Source organism: Nitrincola iocasae, assembly GCF_008727795.1.
In the GTDB taxonomy this organism is placed as follows: Bacteria; Pseudomonadota; Gammaproteobacteria; order Pseudomonadales; family Balneatricaceae; genus Nitrincola; species Nitrincola iocasae.
This window is the reverse complement of the sequence record NZ_CP044222.1, coordinates 104,174-119,737: the sequence shown is the minus strand read 5'-3', so window position 1 is coordinate 119,737 and position 15,564 is coordinate 104,174. Positions and strand designations below refer to the sequence as shown.

The 15,564-nt window shown below is 50.9% G+C and carries 15 protein-coding genes; 4 read left to right on the top strand and 11 right to left on the bottom strand.

All coding sequences use genetic code 11. The annotated features are described in order from the left end of the window. Positions 1-52: 52 nt before the first annotated feature. Together hisH and hisB are read right to left on the bottom strand one after the other, a co-directional pair. The gene (hisH, locus tag F5I99_RS00610) at positions 53-700 is read right to left on the bottom strand and encodes an imidazole glycerol phosphate synthase subunit HisH (RefSeq protein ID WP_151053186.1); all 648 of its coding nucleotides are present in this window, start codon (positions 698-700) and stop codon (positions 53-55) included. A gap of 2 nt (positions 701-702) precedes the next feature. Then, positions 703-1,296: an imidazoleglycerol-phosphate dehydratase HisB gene (gene hisB / locus F5I99_RS00605; protein WP_151053185.1), complete on the bottom strand. Its 594-nt coding sequence runs from the start codon at positions 1,294-1,296 to the stop codon at positions 703-705. Positions 1,297-1,436: 140 nt separating this feature from the next. On the opposite strand from hisB, the gene F5I99_RS00600 reads away from it, so the two are divergent. From F5I99_RS00600 to F5I99_RS00590, 3 genes are read left to right on the top strand one after another with little or no spacing between them, the layout of a single operon-like run. Beyond that, positions 1,437-3,584 carry an AsmA family protein gene (locus F5I99_RS00600; RefSeq protein WP_151053184.1) on the top strand — a complete coding sequence of 716 codons (2,148 nt, stop codon included), beginning with the start codon at positions 1,437-1,439 and terminating at the stop codon, positions 3,582-3,584. After that, on the top strand, positions 3,585-4,670 hold the full coding sequence (mutY, locus tag F5I99_RS00595) for an A/G-specific adenine glycosylase (protein ID WP_151053183.1): 1,086 nt from the start codon (positions 3,585-3,587) through the stop codon (positions 4,668-4,670). Then, positions 4,660-4,929 carry an oxidative damage protection protein gene (locus tag F5I99_RS00590; protein WP_151053182.1) on the top strand — a complete coding sequence of 90 codons (270 nt, stop codon included), beginning with the start codon at positions 4,660-4,662 and terminating at the stop codon, positions 4,927-4,929. Before mutY ends, F5I99_RS00590 begins: the two co-directional genes overlap by 11 nt. Positions 4,930-4,987: 58 nt before the next feature. On the opposite strand, the gene F5I99_RS00585 is transcribed toward F5I99_RS00590, so the two are convergent. From F5I99_RS00585 to F5I99_RS00545, 9 genes are all read right to left on the bottom strand, one after another. Continuing rightward, on the bottom strand, positions 4,988-5,206 hold the full coding sequence (locus F5I99_RS00585; protein ID WP_151053181.1) for a hypothetical protein: 219 nt from the start codon (positions 5,204-5,206) through the stop codon (positions 4,988-4,990). Then, positions 5,203-7,155, bottom strand: a complete 1,953-nt coding sequence (feoB, locus tag F5I99_RS00580) for a ferrous iron transport protein B (RefSeq protein ID WP_151053180.1) — start codon at positions 7,153-7,155, stop codon at positions 5,203-5,205. Before feoB ends, F5I99_RS00585 begins: the two co-directional genes overlap by 4 nt. Beyond that, positions 7,148-7,378 (bottom strand): FeoA family protein, encoded by a 231-nt coding sequence (locus F5I99_RS00575; RefSeq protein WP_151053179.1) that lies wholly within the window; start codon positions 7,376-7,378, stop codon positions 7,148-7,150. Before F5I99_RS00575 ends, feoB begins: the two co-directional genes overlap by 8 nt. Positions 7,379-7,551: 173 nt before the next feature. After that, positions 7,552-8,388 (bottom strand): ABC transporter permease subunit, encoded by an 837-nt coding sequence (locus tag F5I99_RS00570; RefSeq protein WP_151053178.1) that lies wholly within the window; start codon positions 8,386-8,388, stop codon positions 7,552-7,554. Next, positions 8,381-9,286, bottom strand: a complete 906-nt coding sequence (locus F5I99_RS00565) for an ABC transporter permease subunit (RefSeq protein ID WP_151053177.1) — start codon at positions 9,284-9,286, stop codon at positions 8,381-8,383. The genes F5I99_RS00570 and F5I99_RS00565 overlap by 8 nt, the downstream gene beginning before the upstream one ends. Positions 9,287-9,309: 23 nt before the next feature. Continuing rightward, positions 9,310-10,449: a polyamine ABC transporter ATP-binding protein gene (potA, locus tag F5I99_RS00560; protein ID WP_151053176.1), complete on the bottom strand. Its 1,140-nt coding sequence runs from the start codon at positions 10,447-10,449 to the stop codon at positions 9,310-9,312. A gap of 67 nt (positions 10,450-10,516) precedes the next feature. Then, positions 10,517-11,620, bottom strand: coding sequence for a polyamine ABC transporter substrate-binding protein (locus tag F5I99_RS00555; RefSeq protein WP_151053175.1), 1,104 nt, complete (start codon positions 11,618-11,620; stop codon positions 10,517-10,519). 93 nt (positions 11,621-11,713) lie between these two features. After that, entirely contained in the window at positions 11,714-13,060 is a 1,347-nt protein-coding gene (locus F5I99_RS00550; RefSeq protein WP_151053174.1) for a glutamine synthetase family protein, read from the bottom strand. Beyond that, the gene (locus F5I99_RS00545; protein ID WP_151053173.1) at positions 13,057-13,902 is read right to left on the bottom strand and encodes a gamma-glutamyl-gamma-aminobutyrate hydrolase family protein; all 846 of its coding nucleotides are present in this window, start codon (positions 13,900-13,902) and stop codon (positions 13,057-13,059) included. The genes F5I99_RS00550 and F5I99_RS00545 overlap by 4 nt, the downstream gene beginning before the upstream one ends. Before the next feature lie 274 nt (positions 13,903-14,176). On the opposite strand from F5I99_RS00545, the gene F5I99_RS00540 reads away from it, so the two are divergent. Then, positions 14,177-15,541: a glutamine synthetase family protein gene (locus F5I99_RS00540; protein ID WP_151053172.1), complete on the top strand. Its 1,365-nt coding sequence runs from the start codon at positions 14,177-14,179 to the stop codon at positions 15,539-15,541. Positions 15,542-15,564 lie beyond the last annotated feature (23 nt).

Here is a 15,564-nt window from a genome sequence, read left to right as displayed (position 1 = left end):
TTTCTTTCCAGTTAATCAAAATCGGTTACACCCATGTTTTCACACGGAATGGTCAGGCACGCCCATCCCAGCTAAGGAAATTCTGCAACAGTTTAAGCCCTGCCTGCTGGCTTTTTTCAGGGTGAAATTGTACGGCAAAAACATTTTTATGTGCCAAAGCGACATCAAAGGGTACGCCATATTCACAGCGACCCGCTACCTGCTCAGATTGCGCCAGTTTCACATAATAACTATGTACAAAGTAAAAGCGGCTATTATCTTCGATCCCCTGCCACAGTGGGTGGAACTTCGCCTGTTTAACCTGATTCCAGCCCATATGAGGAACTTTCAGAGTCTGGTTGTCGGCATCACGCAAATCATTACCAAAGAAATTTACTCGTCCGGCAAACTCGCCCAGACAATCTACACCACCATTCTCCTCAGAGAAATCCATCAGCGCCTGAAAGCCGACACAGATCCCCAAAAAGGGCTTACCGGAGCGGATAGCTTCAGCCACTTCAACATCAACCCCCAAGCGGCGTATTTCAGCCATACAGTCACGAATCGCGCCAACGCCCGGCAACAGAACTCGGTCGGCATCACGTACCGCTTGCGGATCGGCCGTTACCAGCACTTCAACATCAGGATTGACATGTTCAAGCGCCTTGGCGACCGAGTGAAGGTTTCCCATGCCATAATCGATAACGGCAATACTGCTCATATTTACAGACACCCCTTGGTTGACGGCATCATACCCTTGGCACGCGGATCTTCTTCCAGCGCCATACGCAGGGCACGGCCAAAGGCCTTGAAGATGGTTTCAGCCTGATGATGGCTATTCTTACCCTTGAGGTTATCGATATGTAGCGTGACGCCAGCATGATTAACAAAGCCATGGAAAAATTCGCTGAACAGATCTACATCAAAGCTACCAATACGGCCACGGGTAAACTCAACGTCCATTTCTAACCCGGGACGCCCAGAAAAATCGATAACCACCCGAGACAAGGCTTCATCCAGGGGGACATAGGCATGGCCATAACGGCGTATGCCAGTTTTATCACCTACGGCCTGACGAAATGCCTGCCCCAGAGTGATACCGACATCCTCTACTGTGTGGTGGTCATCAATATGCAGATCGCCCACCGCATTCACTTCCAGGTCAATCAGGCCATGGCGGGAGATCTGGTCCATCATGTGATCCAGAAAGGGAACACCGGTATCTGCCTCGAATTTGCCGCTCCCATCCAGATTAACAGCAACGGTAATCTGGGTTTCCAGAGTGTTCCGGGTAACTCTGGCTGTGCGCTGCGCCATAACATTCTCCGCAAATAATTCAGTAAATACTGCTATTATACGGTATAGATGCTGCCAACGGCAGGGCTGAAGCCCAGTGAGACTGCGTAAATTATTTAGCGGTGTATTTTTCTTTTGTTAACAGACTGTGAGACGTACTTATGAAACGCTTTGTCAAAATCATTGCTGCAGCCTTAGTCGTTCTGGTTCTGGTTGTAGCTATCGGTCTTTTTTACATTACTTCTGTAATGGATCCTAATGACTACAAACCAAGAATTGAACAACTTGCGCTCGACAAGGCCGGACTGGAACTCAACATTGAAGGGGATATCGCCTGGTCACTGTATCCTTGGCTGGGCATGCAAACCGGTGCCATCCACATCGCATACCCTGATAAACCACAACTTGCCAGTCTGACGTCAGCACAGGTATCGCTGCAACTGATGCCACTGTTCTCAGGTCGGGTGGAAATGAGCGATTTAATACTGGAAGGTTTTGCTCTGACTTTATCTAAAGATACTGATGGCAATGTAAACTGGATAGAGCCATCAGCAGAAGCAACGGAAGCCTCTGCACATTCAAGTGCTGAAGCTGCCAACCCAGCCACGACAACAGCGGATATTGATCTGAACATCGAATCCATCTCTGTACAGCAGGCAAGCATTCAGTACACAGATCTGGCCGAAGATACCCGCATGGAGCTCAGCAACCTGACACTGACAACAGCCAACGTACGTCTGGATCAGCCAATCCCTACCGAACTAAGCTTTAATCTGCGCTTATTTGAAGGTGCTGATGCCGTTACTGAAGCCAAAACAGAACTGGACACCCAACTTCTGATCAGCCGGGACTTAAAACGCTTCAATCTGACAGACAGCCAGATAAACCTGCAACTGGGGGGCAGCGGCCTGCCGCCGAACCTTCCAGCAATCAGTTTACGTTCAGATATCAATCTCAATCTGCTCGAAGAGCACCTGACTATCGATCAACTAAGCCTAACACTTGGCAGCTTGGCACTGCAGGTCCAGCTCAGTCTGCAGAATTTTAATGAGCCAGATATAAGCGGACGTATCGAAGCCGCGCCCTTTAACTTGAAAGCCCTGTTGGCCGAACTTGGGCAGCCGCCACTCACCACGCAAAATTCCAGCGCACTTGAGCAAGTAGGCTTTTCAACGCAACTCACCGGCGACCTCAAGGCCATCAGCCTCTCGCCGCTAAGCCTCACTCTGGATGACACACAATTAACAGGGTCTGCGGGCGTCAACTTGCAAAGCGGACAACTATCCCTGGCACTTAAGGGCAACACGCTGAATGCCGATCATTACCTGCCACCCCAAACAGCAGCCACCTCTGCATCTGGCAGCAACAATACCAACAGTCCAACTACGACTGGCTGGTCACAGGAAGAGATACTGCCGATTGACAGCCTGAAGGCCATTAATCTTTCTCTGGAACTGGATCTGGAAGCGCTGATATTTGAACAACAGCACATCAATAATCCAGGTATCAGTCTGACCGCCGCAGGCGGCCTGATTAACCTCAACCGACTGACTGCTCAGCTCTATTCAGGTCAGCTCAATGCCAATGGCATCCTCGATGCTCGAACAGCACCGGCATCAACGCAGGCTAACCTTCAAATCAGCGACATACAGGTAGGGGAGCTGTTAAAGGAGATGGCTGATTCAGAAGCGGTCAGTGGTCTCTTTTCAACACAAGCCGAGCTGACCACTCGTGGGGGCTCAATACATGCCATGATCAATAATTTGAATGGCTCTGCCAGTCTCAGCATGCAAGAAGGTGTGCTGCAAGGCATAAATATGGCGCAAACCGTGTGCCAGGGCATCCAGACAGTGACCTCTTTAGGTATCAACACCCAGCAAGTTGATAAATCCACCCCCTTTGCCGATCTACTGGGCAACTTCCGTATCCGCAATGGCATTGTGGAAAACAACGACCTTAGCGCTAACCTGGATGCCATGCTGCTCAAAGGGCAGGGCAGTGTAGATCTTCCGGCCCAGGCTATCGACTACCGACTGGGTTTCACCATCCAGGAAAACCTGTTCCAACAAACCTGCTCAGTGAACAACCGTCTTGAAGGGCTGGAACTGCCAATCAATTGCAAAGGCCAGTTTGATACACCGCCGGCACAGATGTGTCGCCCTGATACCAGCGTATTTACACAAATGCTACGCCAGGAAGTACAACGCAAAATCGAAGAGCGTATCGGTGGCAGTATTGAAGAGCAGGTCAAGGAGCGTATTGGTGGTGAAGAGAGCGCCGGTGATTTAATCCGAGGGCTGCTGCGCTAAATGACCTTAAGCATCAAGCCCATTAGTGACGCTCTGTTAAGCTGGTTTGACCAGCACGGGCGTCACGATCTGCCCTGGCAGGCTGAAAAATCACCTTATTACACCTGGATTTCTGAGATCATGCTGCAGCAAACCCAGGTTAAAACGGTGATACCCTATTTTCAGCGCTTTATTGCTGAATTTCCTGACGTTCAGGCTCTAGCTGCAGCTCCTGTTGACAGGGTTCTGCATCACTGGACTGGACTGGGTTATTACGCTCGTGCCCGTAACCTGCATAAAGCCGCACAGATAATCACCCGGGAGTTTAGCGGCCACTTCCCTGATACTCAGGCTGAACTGGAAAAACTGCCGGGTATAGGGCGTTCCACAGCAGGCGCCATTCTATCCATCGCATTAGGGAAAAAAGCGGCAATTTTGGATGGTAATGTTAAACGGGTGCTAGCCCGTTACCATGCCGTGAAAGGCTGGAGTGGCGAAGCGGCAGTGCAGAAACAACTCTGGGCATTGGCAGAGCAACATACACCGGATCAGCGCAATGGCGATTACACCCAGGCCATCATGGATCTGGGCGCCACACTCTGCCGTCGCAGCAAACCCAATTGTTCAGCCTGCCCACTCAACACTGACTGTCGTGCGCTAGCACTGGGAATCACCGATCAACTGCCAACGCCCAAACCGCGTAAAATCCTTCCAGTCAAAACAGTCAGCCTGGCTATAGTGCGCAATTCAGCCGGAGACGTCTGGTTGCAACAGCGTCCTCCCAGCGGCATCTGGGGTGGGCTGTGGAGTCTGCCTGAAATCAACGACCCTGATTTACCCTTTTGCTTGTCAACACAGCATCCAAAGCAGACACTGGCTGTTTTAAAGCATAGCTTCAGCCATTACCATTTGCACATTACCCCTCAGGTATACCAATTAAAAACCCCTGAAAACTGTGTGATGGAAGCCGCCAACGGTCTCTGGTATAACATAGACCAGCCACTGCAGGCGATTGGCCTGGCTGCACCGGTTAAAAAGCTGCTTCAGCAGTTACCTATTCAATCTACTCACCCCAGCGGTGATTCAGGAGCAACAGATGAGTCGTAGTGTTTTCTGTCGCAAGTATCAGCAACAGCTGGAAGGTCTGGACAAACCTCCCTATCCTGGCCCGGTAGGCCAGAAAATTTATGAATCAGTGTCCAAACAGGCCTGGCAGGCCTGGACTGAACATCAAACCATGTTGATCAATGAAAAACACCTGAACATGATGGACCCGGCAAGCCGGAAATTTCTTCAGGAACAGATGGAAAAGTTCTTTGCAGGTGATGAGTTTGAGCAGGCCGAAGGCTATGTGCCACCCGCATGAGTTTTCATAGAGGCCTGGCCTTATCATTCTTCTAAAAACAACAAGCCCGGCTGAATAATCAGTCAGACTTTTCAGTCTCTAGCGTGCTGTTATCAGGTGGCTGGCCACACTGCGCCCGCTTTTGGTTGGTTTTGCCACATCCGCCACTGCATCCGGCGCAGCCAGAGCTGTCCGTGCTGCAACAACTGGCCTTGAGATTGGCGCGGATACGCTGCACTAACCAGACTGTCACCAGCAGTATGAGTCCAGCCAGGACAACACTGTCGAAAATGCTCATAGCAACCATTGTCCTACATGAAAAGTTATCCAGGCAAATACCCAGGCAAGACTCAACCCCAGCACCAACGACAACCCAGCCCAGGCCCAACGTCCGGTTTCGCGCCGAATAACGGCCAGGGTTGCCAGACAAGGCATGTAAAGGAGTGTGTACACCATAAAGGCAAGCCCGGCACTTGGAGGCAGTGACTGCCCAATCGCCTGCTGCAGTTGTCCCGAGTTTTCGGCGCTGGATTGGTAGACCACTGCCAGAGAAGCCACGATCACTTCCTTGGCGATAAAGCCTGACAGCAAGGCCACTGTTTCGTGCCAACTGAATCCCAGTGGTGCAAACAATGGCGTCAGCGCATGCCCCAACTGCTGCAGCAATGGCTCGCCGCCACGCGGGAAGGTTTGCAACAGCCAGACCAGAATCGAGCCGACCAGAATGACTGTTCCGGCCTTGGTCAAAAAGTCGCGACTGCGGTCCCACAAATGCAACAGTAGCGAACGCAGGCCCGGCATGCGCCAAGGGGGCAACTCCATAATAAACGTTTCGTCATAGTGCGCAGGCAACACTCGGGCAAACACGCCGGCACACGCCAAAGCCACCAGCACACCCAGGGTATAGATGCCGAACAACACCGTACCGGCATTGTCGGGATAAAACACGCCCGCCAACAGCAGCAATACCGGCAGGCGGGCGGAACAGCTCATAAAGGGATTGATCAGAATGGTAATCAGACGAGCGCGCGGCTCTTCGATCGAGCGCGTCGCCATAATCGCGGGCACATTACAGCCAAACCCCATTACCAGCGGCACCAGCGCCTTGCCATGCAAACCGACCCGGCTCAACATTCTGTCTACCAGAAAGGTGGCCCGCGCCATATAGCCGCTCTGCTCCAGCAACTCCATAAACAGGAACAGCAGCACCACATTGGGCAAAAAAACCAGAACCCCACCGACACCGGCAAAAATACCGTCCACCAGTACGTCGCGCAGTAACGACGCTGGCATCAGCTGCACCAACTGCACTGAGAACCAATCTACACCCAGTCCGATCCAGTCAGCAGGAAGCGCACCAGCGGTAAAAGTGGTTTCAAACATCAACCAAAGCAGCGCCACCAGAATCGGTAGTCCCAGCCAGCGATTGAGTACCAGGTTGTCCAGGCGATCATCCGCCAGGTTCCGCTCTGTATGCACCACTCCAACACGGTGCAACAGTCCATGCACCCAACCGTAGCGACCTTCAGAAAGCAGTTCGGCAATACTCAGCACATGCTCACTTTCGATGCTGGCTCTCGTCTTCATTAAGGCCTGTTGTTCAGCCGTCAGGTCGAACCTCACGTCGTCTTCTGATTCGAGCCAGCGAACACTCTGCCAGCGGGGCAGACACTGATCTTCCAGCTGCTGTAACAGCGCATTCACATGAGGTTCGTAGTCAATTCGGAGTGACCGGCTCACGACATGAGCCTGTAATTGCTCGACTACTGCATCAAGCAGGCGCTCACGATAGAGTTTACGTCGCCCGTCACTGGGCAACACCGGGACACCCAGCGCATCAGACAGAGCACTCAAGTCGAGCTTAACGCCGTTGCGCTCAGCCTCATCCAGCATATTCAGCGCCAGCAGCAGCGGCAAGCCTTGCTCCATCAATTGACTGGTCAGTGCCAGGTGGCGACCGAGATTACCGGCATCCAGAACATTTAATACCAGATCAGGTGGTTCATCATCCAGATAGTCACGCGCGACCCGCTCTTCACTGCGATTTTGGCTCAGGGAATAGATACCGGGCAGGTCGACGATGCGCAGGCGTACACCTTTGTGCACACATTCACCAACACGACCGCTGACCGTTACGCCAGAGAAGTTACCGGTACGCTGATTGGCGCCTGTCAGCTGATTAAATAGCGAGGTTTTGCCACAGTTGGGGTTACCGATCAGCGCAACAGTGTAACTGCGTTCAATCATTTTGCAGTTGTATCCGAATATACCGGGCTTCGACGTTGCGCAAACATAATTGCTGACCGCCAATTAAATAGGCACGTGGATCACCCCAGAGGGTCTTGGCACGTAATTCGACAACCTGCCCACGCAGGACACCCAACGCCGCCAGCCGTTGACGCAGCGATTGCGGCCCATTCAACACGGTAATGAGGGCCTTTTGATGGTGCTGCAGATCTGTCAAATTCATCAGTGGCTCTTTATATTCACAATATCAGACTAAGCCTAATTCAACTTGAATCTATTTGGGTTGATTTTCGTCAACCTGGATAAGATTTGCTGGCAAAAAAAGCATTAGAACTGCTGAAAAGTTGTTTGCAGGTGATGAGTCTGAGCAGGCCGAAGATCCCGCTGAAAATTAAACTACTCCATCGACTCAGGCAGGGGACGGCGACGTTTTTCTTCGGCTCGCCGCATCAAATACCAGGCAATAAACGCAATCACAGATACCGTCAGAATGATCAAGGTTGCCAGGGCGTTAATCTTGGGCGATACCCCGAGCCTGACAGATGAGAACACCACCATAGGCAGGGTGGTGGCGCCCGGACCGGACACGAAACTGGCAATCACCAAGTCATCCAGCGACAGGGTAAATGCCAGTAGCCATCCGGAAATCAGTGCCGGAGTAATAATAGGAATCGTAATCAGAAAAAAGGTTTTAAAAGGGGTGGCCCCAAGATCCAGGGCGGCTTCTTCTATTGAAAGATCCAGCTCGCGCAGGCGCGATGACACCACCACAGCCACATAGGCACTGCAAAAAGTCGTATGGGCTATCCAGATGGTCACCATTCCACGATCCGCAGGCCAGCCGATTATCTGCGCCATATGCACAAACAGCAGCAACAAAGACAAACCTGTAATCACCTCGGGCATTACCAGCGGCGCAGTGATCATACTCGACAGCATGGTTCGTCCACGAAAGCGATTAAAGCGTGTCATTACCAAGGCGGCAAGAGTGCCGATACACACTGCCATGGTGGCAGAATAAAAAGCGATTCTAAGACTCATCCACACAGCCGATAACAACTGCTGATCACGTAAAAGTTCCGCATACCAGTGCGTCGAGAAACCGGCCCAGACGGTAACCAACCGAGATGAGTTAAACGAATAAAACATCAGAATCGCCATGGGGATATACAAAAATAACAATCCCACCACCAGCATGACTTTGGAGAAGCTGAGATTTCTTAACTTAGCCATTCTTTTCCATCTCCTTGGACTGATAACGGTGGAAAAGAATGATGGGTATAATCAGCAATGCCAGCATGATAACAGCCAGCGCAGAAGCCACTGGCCAATCGCGGTTGTTGAAAAATTCCTCCCACAATACCTTACCGATCATCAGTGTATCCGGGCCACCTAATAGCTCGGGAATTACAAACTCGCCCACGGCTGGAATAAACACCAACATGGAGCCTGCGATAATCCCGCCTTTTGACAAGGGCAAAGTGACACGCCAAAAAGTATTGATCTTCCGCGACCCAAGATCTGAAGCGGCCTCAAGCAGACTGGCGTCCATTTTCACCAGATTGGCATAGAGTGGCAAAATCATGAATGGCAGGTAAGCATATACAATACCGATGACGACAGCGAAGTTGGTGTTCATCATCCTGAGGGGCTCGTTAATCACCCCGAGCCACAACAAAAAATTATTCAGCAACCCCTGATTACTCAGAATACCCATCCAGGCATACACACGAATCAGGAATGAAGTCCAGGAAGGCAGCATAATCAGCAACAGCAGAACTAACTGCCACTGCAGTGGTGCACGCGCCATGGCGTAGGCCATCGGATAGCCCAGCAGCAGGCAGAAGAGGGTCGAAATAAGCGCGATTTTCAGTGAACCAATATAGGCGGACACGTAAAGACTGTCTGACGCTAGGAAAATATAGTTACCCAGGTTCAATACAACGGAAAAGATCTCGTCGATATAGCTGAACACCGGTTGGTAGGGCGGAATAGCGATCATTGCCGAAGAAAAACTAATTTTCAACACCAATGCAAAGGGCAACAGAAAAAACAGTAACAGCCAGATAAAAGGTATGCCGAAAACCAGTAACCTGCCACTGGGGAGTATCTGTCTGATCTTGTTCAGCATACCTAAGCCTCCACGCATACTGCTTAATCCCAGAGCACAACAGGACTGGAATCATCCCAACTGACAAATACGGAGTCTTCCCAGGTGGGTCGATCACCGCGTCGCTCAGTGTTGGCAATGCTGGCCTGAATGATCCTGCCTGATGGTAACTGGACATAGTAGACTGATATACCGCCTAAATACGCAATATCATGTACTTTACCAGAGCACCAATTATAATCTGAATCAGGCTGCTCGCGGCTGATCAGGGTTTTTTCCGGTCGTAGCGCCACCATGGCGCGTTCACTTTCAGCGCGTGTACTGACACCATGTCCGATATAAACCGGCTGATCCAGATCTGTACAAGATAAAGTGAGACTATCAGCTTCATCTTCCAGGATACGACACTCAAAGATATTCACAGAACCGATAAACTCGGCAATCATGCGGCTGTTAGGGCTCTCGTAAATGTCGATGGGTGAGCCTATCTGCGCAATCCAGCCTTCCGACATAATGGCAATGCGACTTGCCATCGTCATGGCTTCTTCCTGATCATGGGTTACCAGCACACAGGTCACCCCCACTTTCTCCAGTATATCCACCACTTCTAACTGCATTTCAGTACGCAGCTTTTTATCCAGCGCTCCCATGGGTTCATCCAACAGCAGCAGTTTTGGCCGCTTGGCTAAAGAGCGTGCCAAAGCTACGCGCTGGCGTTGCCCCCCAGATAACTGTGCTGGCCGACGCTTGGCATACTTATCCATTTTCACCAACCGTAGCATCTCGGCCACGCGCTGATTCACTTCGGCTTTAGGAATCTTGTCCTGTTTCAGACCAAAGGCAATGTTCTGCTCCACAGTCATGTGCGGAAACAGCGCATAGGACTGAAACATCATATTGATTGGGCGCTCGTAGGGTGGCAGATCGGTAATGTCCTTACCATCCAGAATGATGCGTCCTTCACCGGGTTTTTCAAAACCGGCCAGGATACGTAACAGCGTGGATTTTCCGGAGCCGGAACCACCCAGCAGCGCAAAAATTTCACCTCGGGTAATGTCTAGACTGACATTATCCACGGCCAGTACATCATCAAAATACTTACTCACACCCTGAATTTGCAACAGCACCTCAGTCGCGGCTTCAGTATCCAGTGGTTTCTTCACAGCACTCGAGCCACTCGGCATGCGTAAGCCCTCCAATCATGTGCAAATAAAAACTGGCTGCCATCCCCTGACGGCAGCCAGTATGCTATTAACGTCCAGATTTAACCCGGTTCCAGGTACGTGTAACGATACGCTGGGCATCCAGAGGGCGCTCTTTAGCTATGAACAGGTGTTCTTTCACCTCAGCGGTCGGATAGATGGAGGAGTCGTTAAGAATATCCTCATCAACGAACTCATCAGCCGCTGCGTTAGGGTTGGCATACCAGACATAGTTGGTGATATCAGCAATAATTTCCGGCTTCAGCAGAAAATTAATCAAGGCATGCGCATTATCAACATTCGGCGCACCGTCCGGTATCGCCAGCATATCAAACCACAGTGCTGCACCTTCCTTGGGGATGGTATAGACGATAACATTGCCATTATCTGCTTCGTCAGCACGATCAGCTGCCTGCAGAATATCACCGGAATAACCGGCACCAACACAGATCTCTCCGTTAGCCAAATCAGAAATATAACGTGAGGAGTGGAAGTAAGTGATGTGCGGCTGAACAGCACTGATTACTTCGGCTGCACGGGCAAAATCGTCAGCATCGTTACTGTTTGGATTTAAGCCGAGATAAGCCAGAGCCGCAGGCAACATTTCGTCACCGGAATCCAGCATACTGATACCGCACCCGGCTTCGGCCAACTTGGCTGTCACCTCTGGATCGAACATCAGCGCCCAGGAATCGGTTGGCGCATCATCACCGAGAATTTCCTGTATACGGCCTTCGTTATAGCCATAGCCATTGGTTCCCCAAAGATAAGGAATAGAGAAGCGGCTACCTGGGTCCACGTCTTCCAGATTACGCATAAGCTCAGGGCTTAGGTTATCCATGTTGGGCAACTTACTGTGGTCCAGCTCAACAAAAGCACCTGCACTGATCTGCTTGGTCAGATAATGATTTGAAGGCACTACCAGGTCATAACCTGAACGACCGGATAACAAGGCCGCTTCCAGAACTTCATTACTGTCAAACACGTCATAGATTACATTGATACCGGTTTCAGCTGTGAATTTTTCCAGCGTATCCTCGGCGATGTAATCTGACCAGTTGTATACCCGAACTTCATTGGCACTGGCTGCTGTCGCACTCAGGGCGAGTGTTATTGCAGTCACCACCAGAGTTTTGTCAAAAGATCTGATCATCTGAGCACCTCATACTTAGGTAAACGTTGTTAAACCATATTTAACATAGTCTGACATAAAAAAAACCTGAAATTTTATGCTGTGGCTGCCGGTCTAAACAGATAACAGCAGAAACTCACGCTCCCAGGAGCTAATAACCTGCTTGAAATTCTCATGTTCAACCCGCTTCACAGCAATATAGCCCTTCACAAACTCAGGACTCAGGTATTCACGGATCACCTTGGAGTGTTCCATACGCTCCAGAGCAGCCTCTAACGTCAGGGGTAGACGCAGATTACGGCGCTCGTAGGCGCGCCCTTGAACTGGTGCTGACGGATTTATTTTTTTCATCATACCGAGATAACCGCAAAGCAGACTACCAGCAATGGCCAGGTAGACATTGGCATCAGCACCTGGCAAACGGTTTTCCACCCGGCGGTTCTGCGAATCGGAATCCGGTACGCGCAGCCCACAGGTACGGTTCTCCAGACCCCACTCTACGTTAACGGGTGCTGAGGTATCCGGCAGAAAGCGGCGGAAGGAGTTCACATTAGGAGCCAACAACGGCAGGATTTCCGGAATATACTTCTGCAAACCTCCGATATGATGCAAAAATAGCTCGCTCATCTTGCCCTGAGCATCGGAGAAGATCGATTCACCCGTGTTGAGATCCACCACACTCTGATGCAGATGCATCGCACTACCCGGCTCATTGCTGACCGGCTTGGCCATAAAGGTTGCCGCCACATCGTGCTTCAAGGCCGCTTCACGCATGGTACGCTTAAATACAAACACCTGATCAGCCAGTGATAAAGGATCACCATGACGGAAATTGATCTCCATCTGTGCGGTGCCTTCCTCATGAATCAGGGTATCGATATCCAGCCCCTGCGCTTCACACCAGTCATACATATCTTCGAACAAAGGATCAAATTCATTGGCGGCATCGATGGAGAAGGACTGACGACCGGTTTCCTGCCGCCCGGAACGTCCGATAGGCGGCTGCAAGGGCAGATCAGGGTCTTCACAGCGTTTAGTGAGGTAGAACTCCATTTCCGGTGACACTATCGGCTTCCAGCCCTGATCCTGGTACAGCCGCAGTACTTTTTTAAGTAAGTTACGCGGTGACAGGTTAATCGGTAAGCCATTGCGATCGTAACAATCATGAATCACCTGAGCCGTGGGCTCCAGGGCCCAGGGGATCATGAAAATGGCATCCGGATCCGGGTGGCAGATCATGTCGATATCGGCCGGATCAAGCAGGTCGTAGTAAATATCATCTTCAACATAGTCGCCTGTCACCGTTTGCAGCAGAATACTTTCAGGCAGACGCATGCCTTTTTCGGCAATAAACTTGGATACCGGGGTAATTTTACCCCGCGCTATACCATTAATATCACTCACTACACACTCTATTTCGGTGATCTGATTTTCTTTCATCCAGTCTTCAAGTTGTTTCATAAAATCTCTGCCATATTGTGTTTGCCTGTCCTGTTAGTCGTACGTTCAATATGCCTTTGACGACAGGCGTCTCCAAATGCTTTCAGAATGGCGCGGTAAAAAGGGAACTCTCCGACCCCATCATCCGGATGCCACTGCCACTCCGGATGCCACTGTACTGCCAAGGCGAAGCGATGGGCTTGTTTAACCGAAAAAGCCTCAATCAGTCCATCATCAGCCACGGCCTCTACCTGCAGACCAGGTGCCAGCGTCTGGATGCCCTGACCATGCAAGGAGTTCACCTGTACTTCAGTCGCGTGCGGCCAAATACTCGCCAATACGCCACCGGCCTTCAGGGTGATCGGATGTGCCAAGGTATTGTACTGTGCATTGATTGAGGTGGTTTTGTCTTCACGATGATCGTGATAGCCTTCAACTTCATGCACTTTTTGATACAGTGTGCCGCCCAATGCCACGTTCATCTCCTGAAACCCACGGCATATTCCCAGAATCGGCACACCGGCTTTCACCGCAGCCCGAATCAGGGGCAGGGTAGTTGCATCACGCTGAGGATCATGTTCCGATCCAGGATCACTCGGCTCGCCAGCATAGTGATGCGGCTCAATATTGGAAGGAGAACCAGTGAGCAGCAAACCATCCAGTTGTTCAAGCAACTGCTCTGGCGGGATTTGTGCACCCAGAGCCGGAATGACCAACGGTATACCACCCGCACCGTCAGAGACAGCACGCACATACTTTTCGCCGACAATAAAAAAAGGATGTTTTTCAGGTAAGCGTTGGCTGCAGGCATTAACTCCGATCAATGGCAGAGACGATACGGAAGCAGGTAGATCGGATGACATAAAATTCCTGATTAAGTTAGTAATAGAGAAAAGTCGGGTGACTTCTAAGTTAAACTTGTAGCGCGACTCCGTGCGCTTATCAAGGGGCTCATTGCAGTTTGAGCGATTATTTTTCACACCCTTGGCCCGGGCCGTATACCTGCCGTTAACAACGCATGGAGCAACTCACTCAATTGTTGACAGCATTTGATTATTAGAATTAACTCAGTGTTGATTCTTCTGCTGACAAACTACTGTCATCGCACAACTACCAACGGATATAAAGGTTTCCCTTATGGGTTCGGGTACAGAACAAGCCACTAATTTCCTGCAGGAACATCCGGAGCTGCAGTTTGTTGATCTGCTAATTGCTGACATGAACGGCATTGTCCGCGGCAAACGGGTTGACCCCGGAGCGTTGCTCAAAGTCTTTGACAAGGGTGTCGCACTACCAGCATCGATTTTTGCGTTAAATATTCAGGGAACTACTGTCGAAGAAACCGGCCTGGGGCTGGATATAGGTGAAGCCGACCGCATCTGCCTGCCGGTCCCCGACACGTTGAACATGGAACCCTGGCAAAAGCGTCCAACCGCGCAACTGCTGATGACCATGTATGAATTGGATCGCGAAACGCCCTTCTTTGCTGACCCTCGTGTGGTGCTGCAAAATGTAGTGGAGCGCTTCAAAGAGCTGGAATTGACGCCCGTCACCGCCTTTGAGCTGGAATTTTATCTGATTGACCAGGAAAACATCTCCGGTCGTCCTCAGCCTCCTAAATCACCTATTTCTGGTAAGCGACCTGCCAGTGTTCAAGTTTATTCAATCGATGATCTGGATGAATATGCCGAATTTCTGGCTGATGTACTGGATGCAGCACATGAACAGGACATTCCGGCCGATGCACTGGTAGCTGAATCTGCTCCCGGACAGTTTGAGGTGAATCTGCACCATGTAGATGATCCGATCAAGGCCTGTGATTACGCCACACTGCTCAAGCGCCTGATCAAAAATATGGCCTATGACCATGAAATGGACACCACCTTCATGGCCAAGCCCTACCATGACCAATCCGGCAGCGGTATGCACCTGCATGTCAGCCTGATAGACAAAGATGGCCACAACATTTTTGCCGGCAACCCGGAAGAGCCCAATGATATGCTGCGCTGGGCCGTGGGCGGATTGCTGGCCACCATGAACGATGCCATGGCCTTGCTCTGCCCGAATATCAATTCCTACCGTCGTTTCAGCCCGGAGTACTATGTACCCAGCGCGCCCACCTGGGGTGTCGACAACCGTACCACCGCACTGCGTCTACCCGGTGGTGATCCCGAGGCCTTGCGAATTGAGCACCGCATTGCCGGTGCCGATGCCAACCCTTATTTACTCATGGCAGCGGTGTTAGCGGGTATTCACTTCGGTATTACTCACAAGATTGAGCCCGCCGAAATCACCATCGGCAATGCGCATGAGCAGCATGATTCCTCATTGATCAACAACCTGCGTGATGCTCTGAGGGAGCTGGAAGATTCCCCGGTAATGCAGGAGTATCTTGGCTATAAATTCCTGAAGATTTTTGTAGCCTGTAAAGAGCATGAATTGACTGAGTTTGAGCATACCATCTCGGATCTGGAGTACCTCTGGTACTTGCATACGGTCTGATCAAACCAGAAGGGAATTCTCGT

Excerpts from the sequence above, each read along its gene's own strand:
- hisH (WP_151053186.1), bottom strand. The coding sequence starts at position 700 with ATGAGCAGTATTGCCGTTATCGATTATGGCATGGGAAACCTTCACTCG.
- hisB (WP_151053185.1), bottom strand. The coding sequence starts at position 1,296 with ATGGCGCAGCGCACAGCCAGAGTTACCCGGAACACTCTGGAAACCCAG.
- F5I99_RS00600 (WP_151053184.1), top strand. The coding sequence starts at position 1,437 with ATGAAACGCTTTGTCAAAATCATTGCTGCAGCCTTAGTCGTTCTGGTT.
- mutY (WP_151053183.1), top strand. The coding sequence starts at position 3,585 with ATGACCTTAAGCATCAAGCCCATTAGTGACGCTCTGTTAAGCTGGTTT.
- F5I99_RS00590 (WP_151053182.1), top strand. The coding sequence starts at position 4,660 with ATGAGTCGTAGTGTTTTCTGTCGCAAGTATCAGCAACAGCTGGAAGGT.
- F5I99_RS00585 (WP_151053181.1), bottom strand. The coding sequence starts at position 5,206 with ATGAGCATTTTCGACAGTGTTGTCCTGGCTGGACTCATACTGCTGGTG.
- feoB (WP_151053180.1), bottom strand. The coding sequence starts at position 7,155 with ATGATTGAACGCAGTTACACTGTTGCGCTGATCGGTAACCCCAACTGT.
- F5I99_RS00575 (WP_151053179.1), bottom strand. The coding sequence starts at position 7,378 with ATGAATTTGACAGATCTGCAGCACCATCAAAAGGCCCTCATTACCGTG.
- F5I99_RS00570 (WP_151053178.1), bottom strand. The coding sequence starts at position 8,388 with ATGGCTAAGTTAAGAAATCTCAGCTTCTCCAAAGTCATGCTGGTGGTG.
- F5I99_RS00565 (WP_151053177.1), bottom strand. The coding sequence starts at position 9,286 with ATGCTGAACAAGATCAGACAGATACTCCCCAGTGGCAGGTTACTGGTT.
- potA (WP_151053176.1), bottom strand. The coding sequence starts at position 10,449 with ATGCCGAGTGGCTCGAGTGCTGTGAAGAAACCACTGGATACTGAAGCC.
- F5I99_RS00555 (WP_151053175.1), bottom strand. The coding sequence starts at position 11,620 with ATGATCAGATCTTTTGACAAAACTCTGGTGGTGACTGCAATAACACTC.
- F5I99_RS00550 (WP_151053174.1), bottom strand. The coding sequence starts at position 13,060 with ATGAAACAACTTGAAGACTGGATGAAAGAAAATCAGATCACCGAAATA.
- F5I99_RS00545 (WP_151053173.1), bottom strand. The coding sequence starts at position 13,902 with ATGTCATCCGATCTACCTGCTTCCGTATCGTCTCTGCCATTGATCGGA.
- F5I99_RS00540 (WP_151053172.1), top strand. The coding sequence starts at position 14,177 with ATGGGTTCGGGTACAGAACAAGCCACTAATTTCCTGCAGGAACATCCG.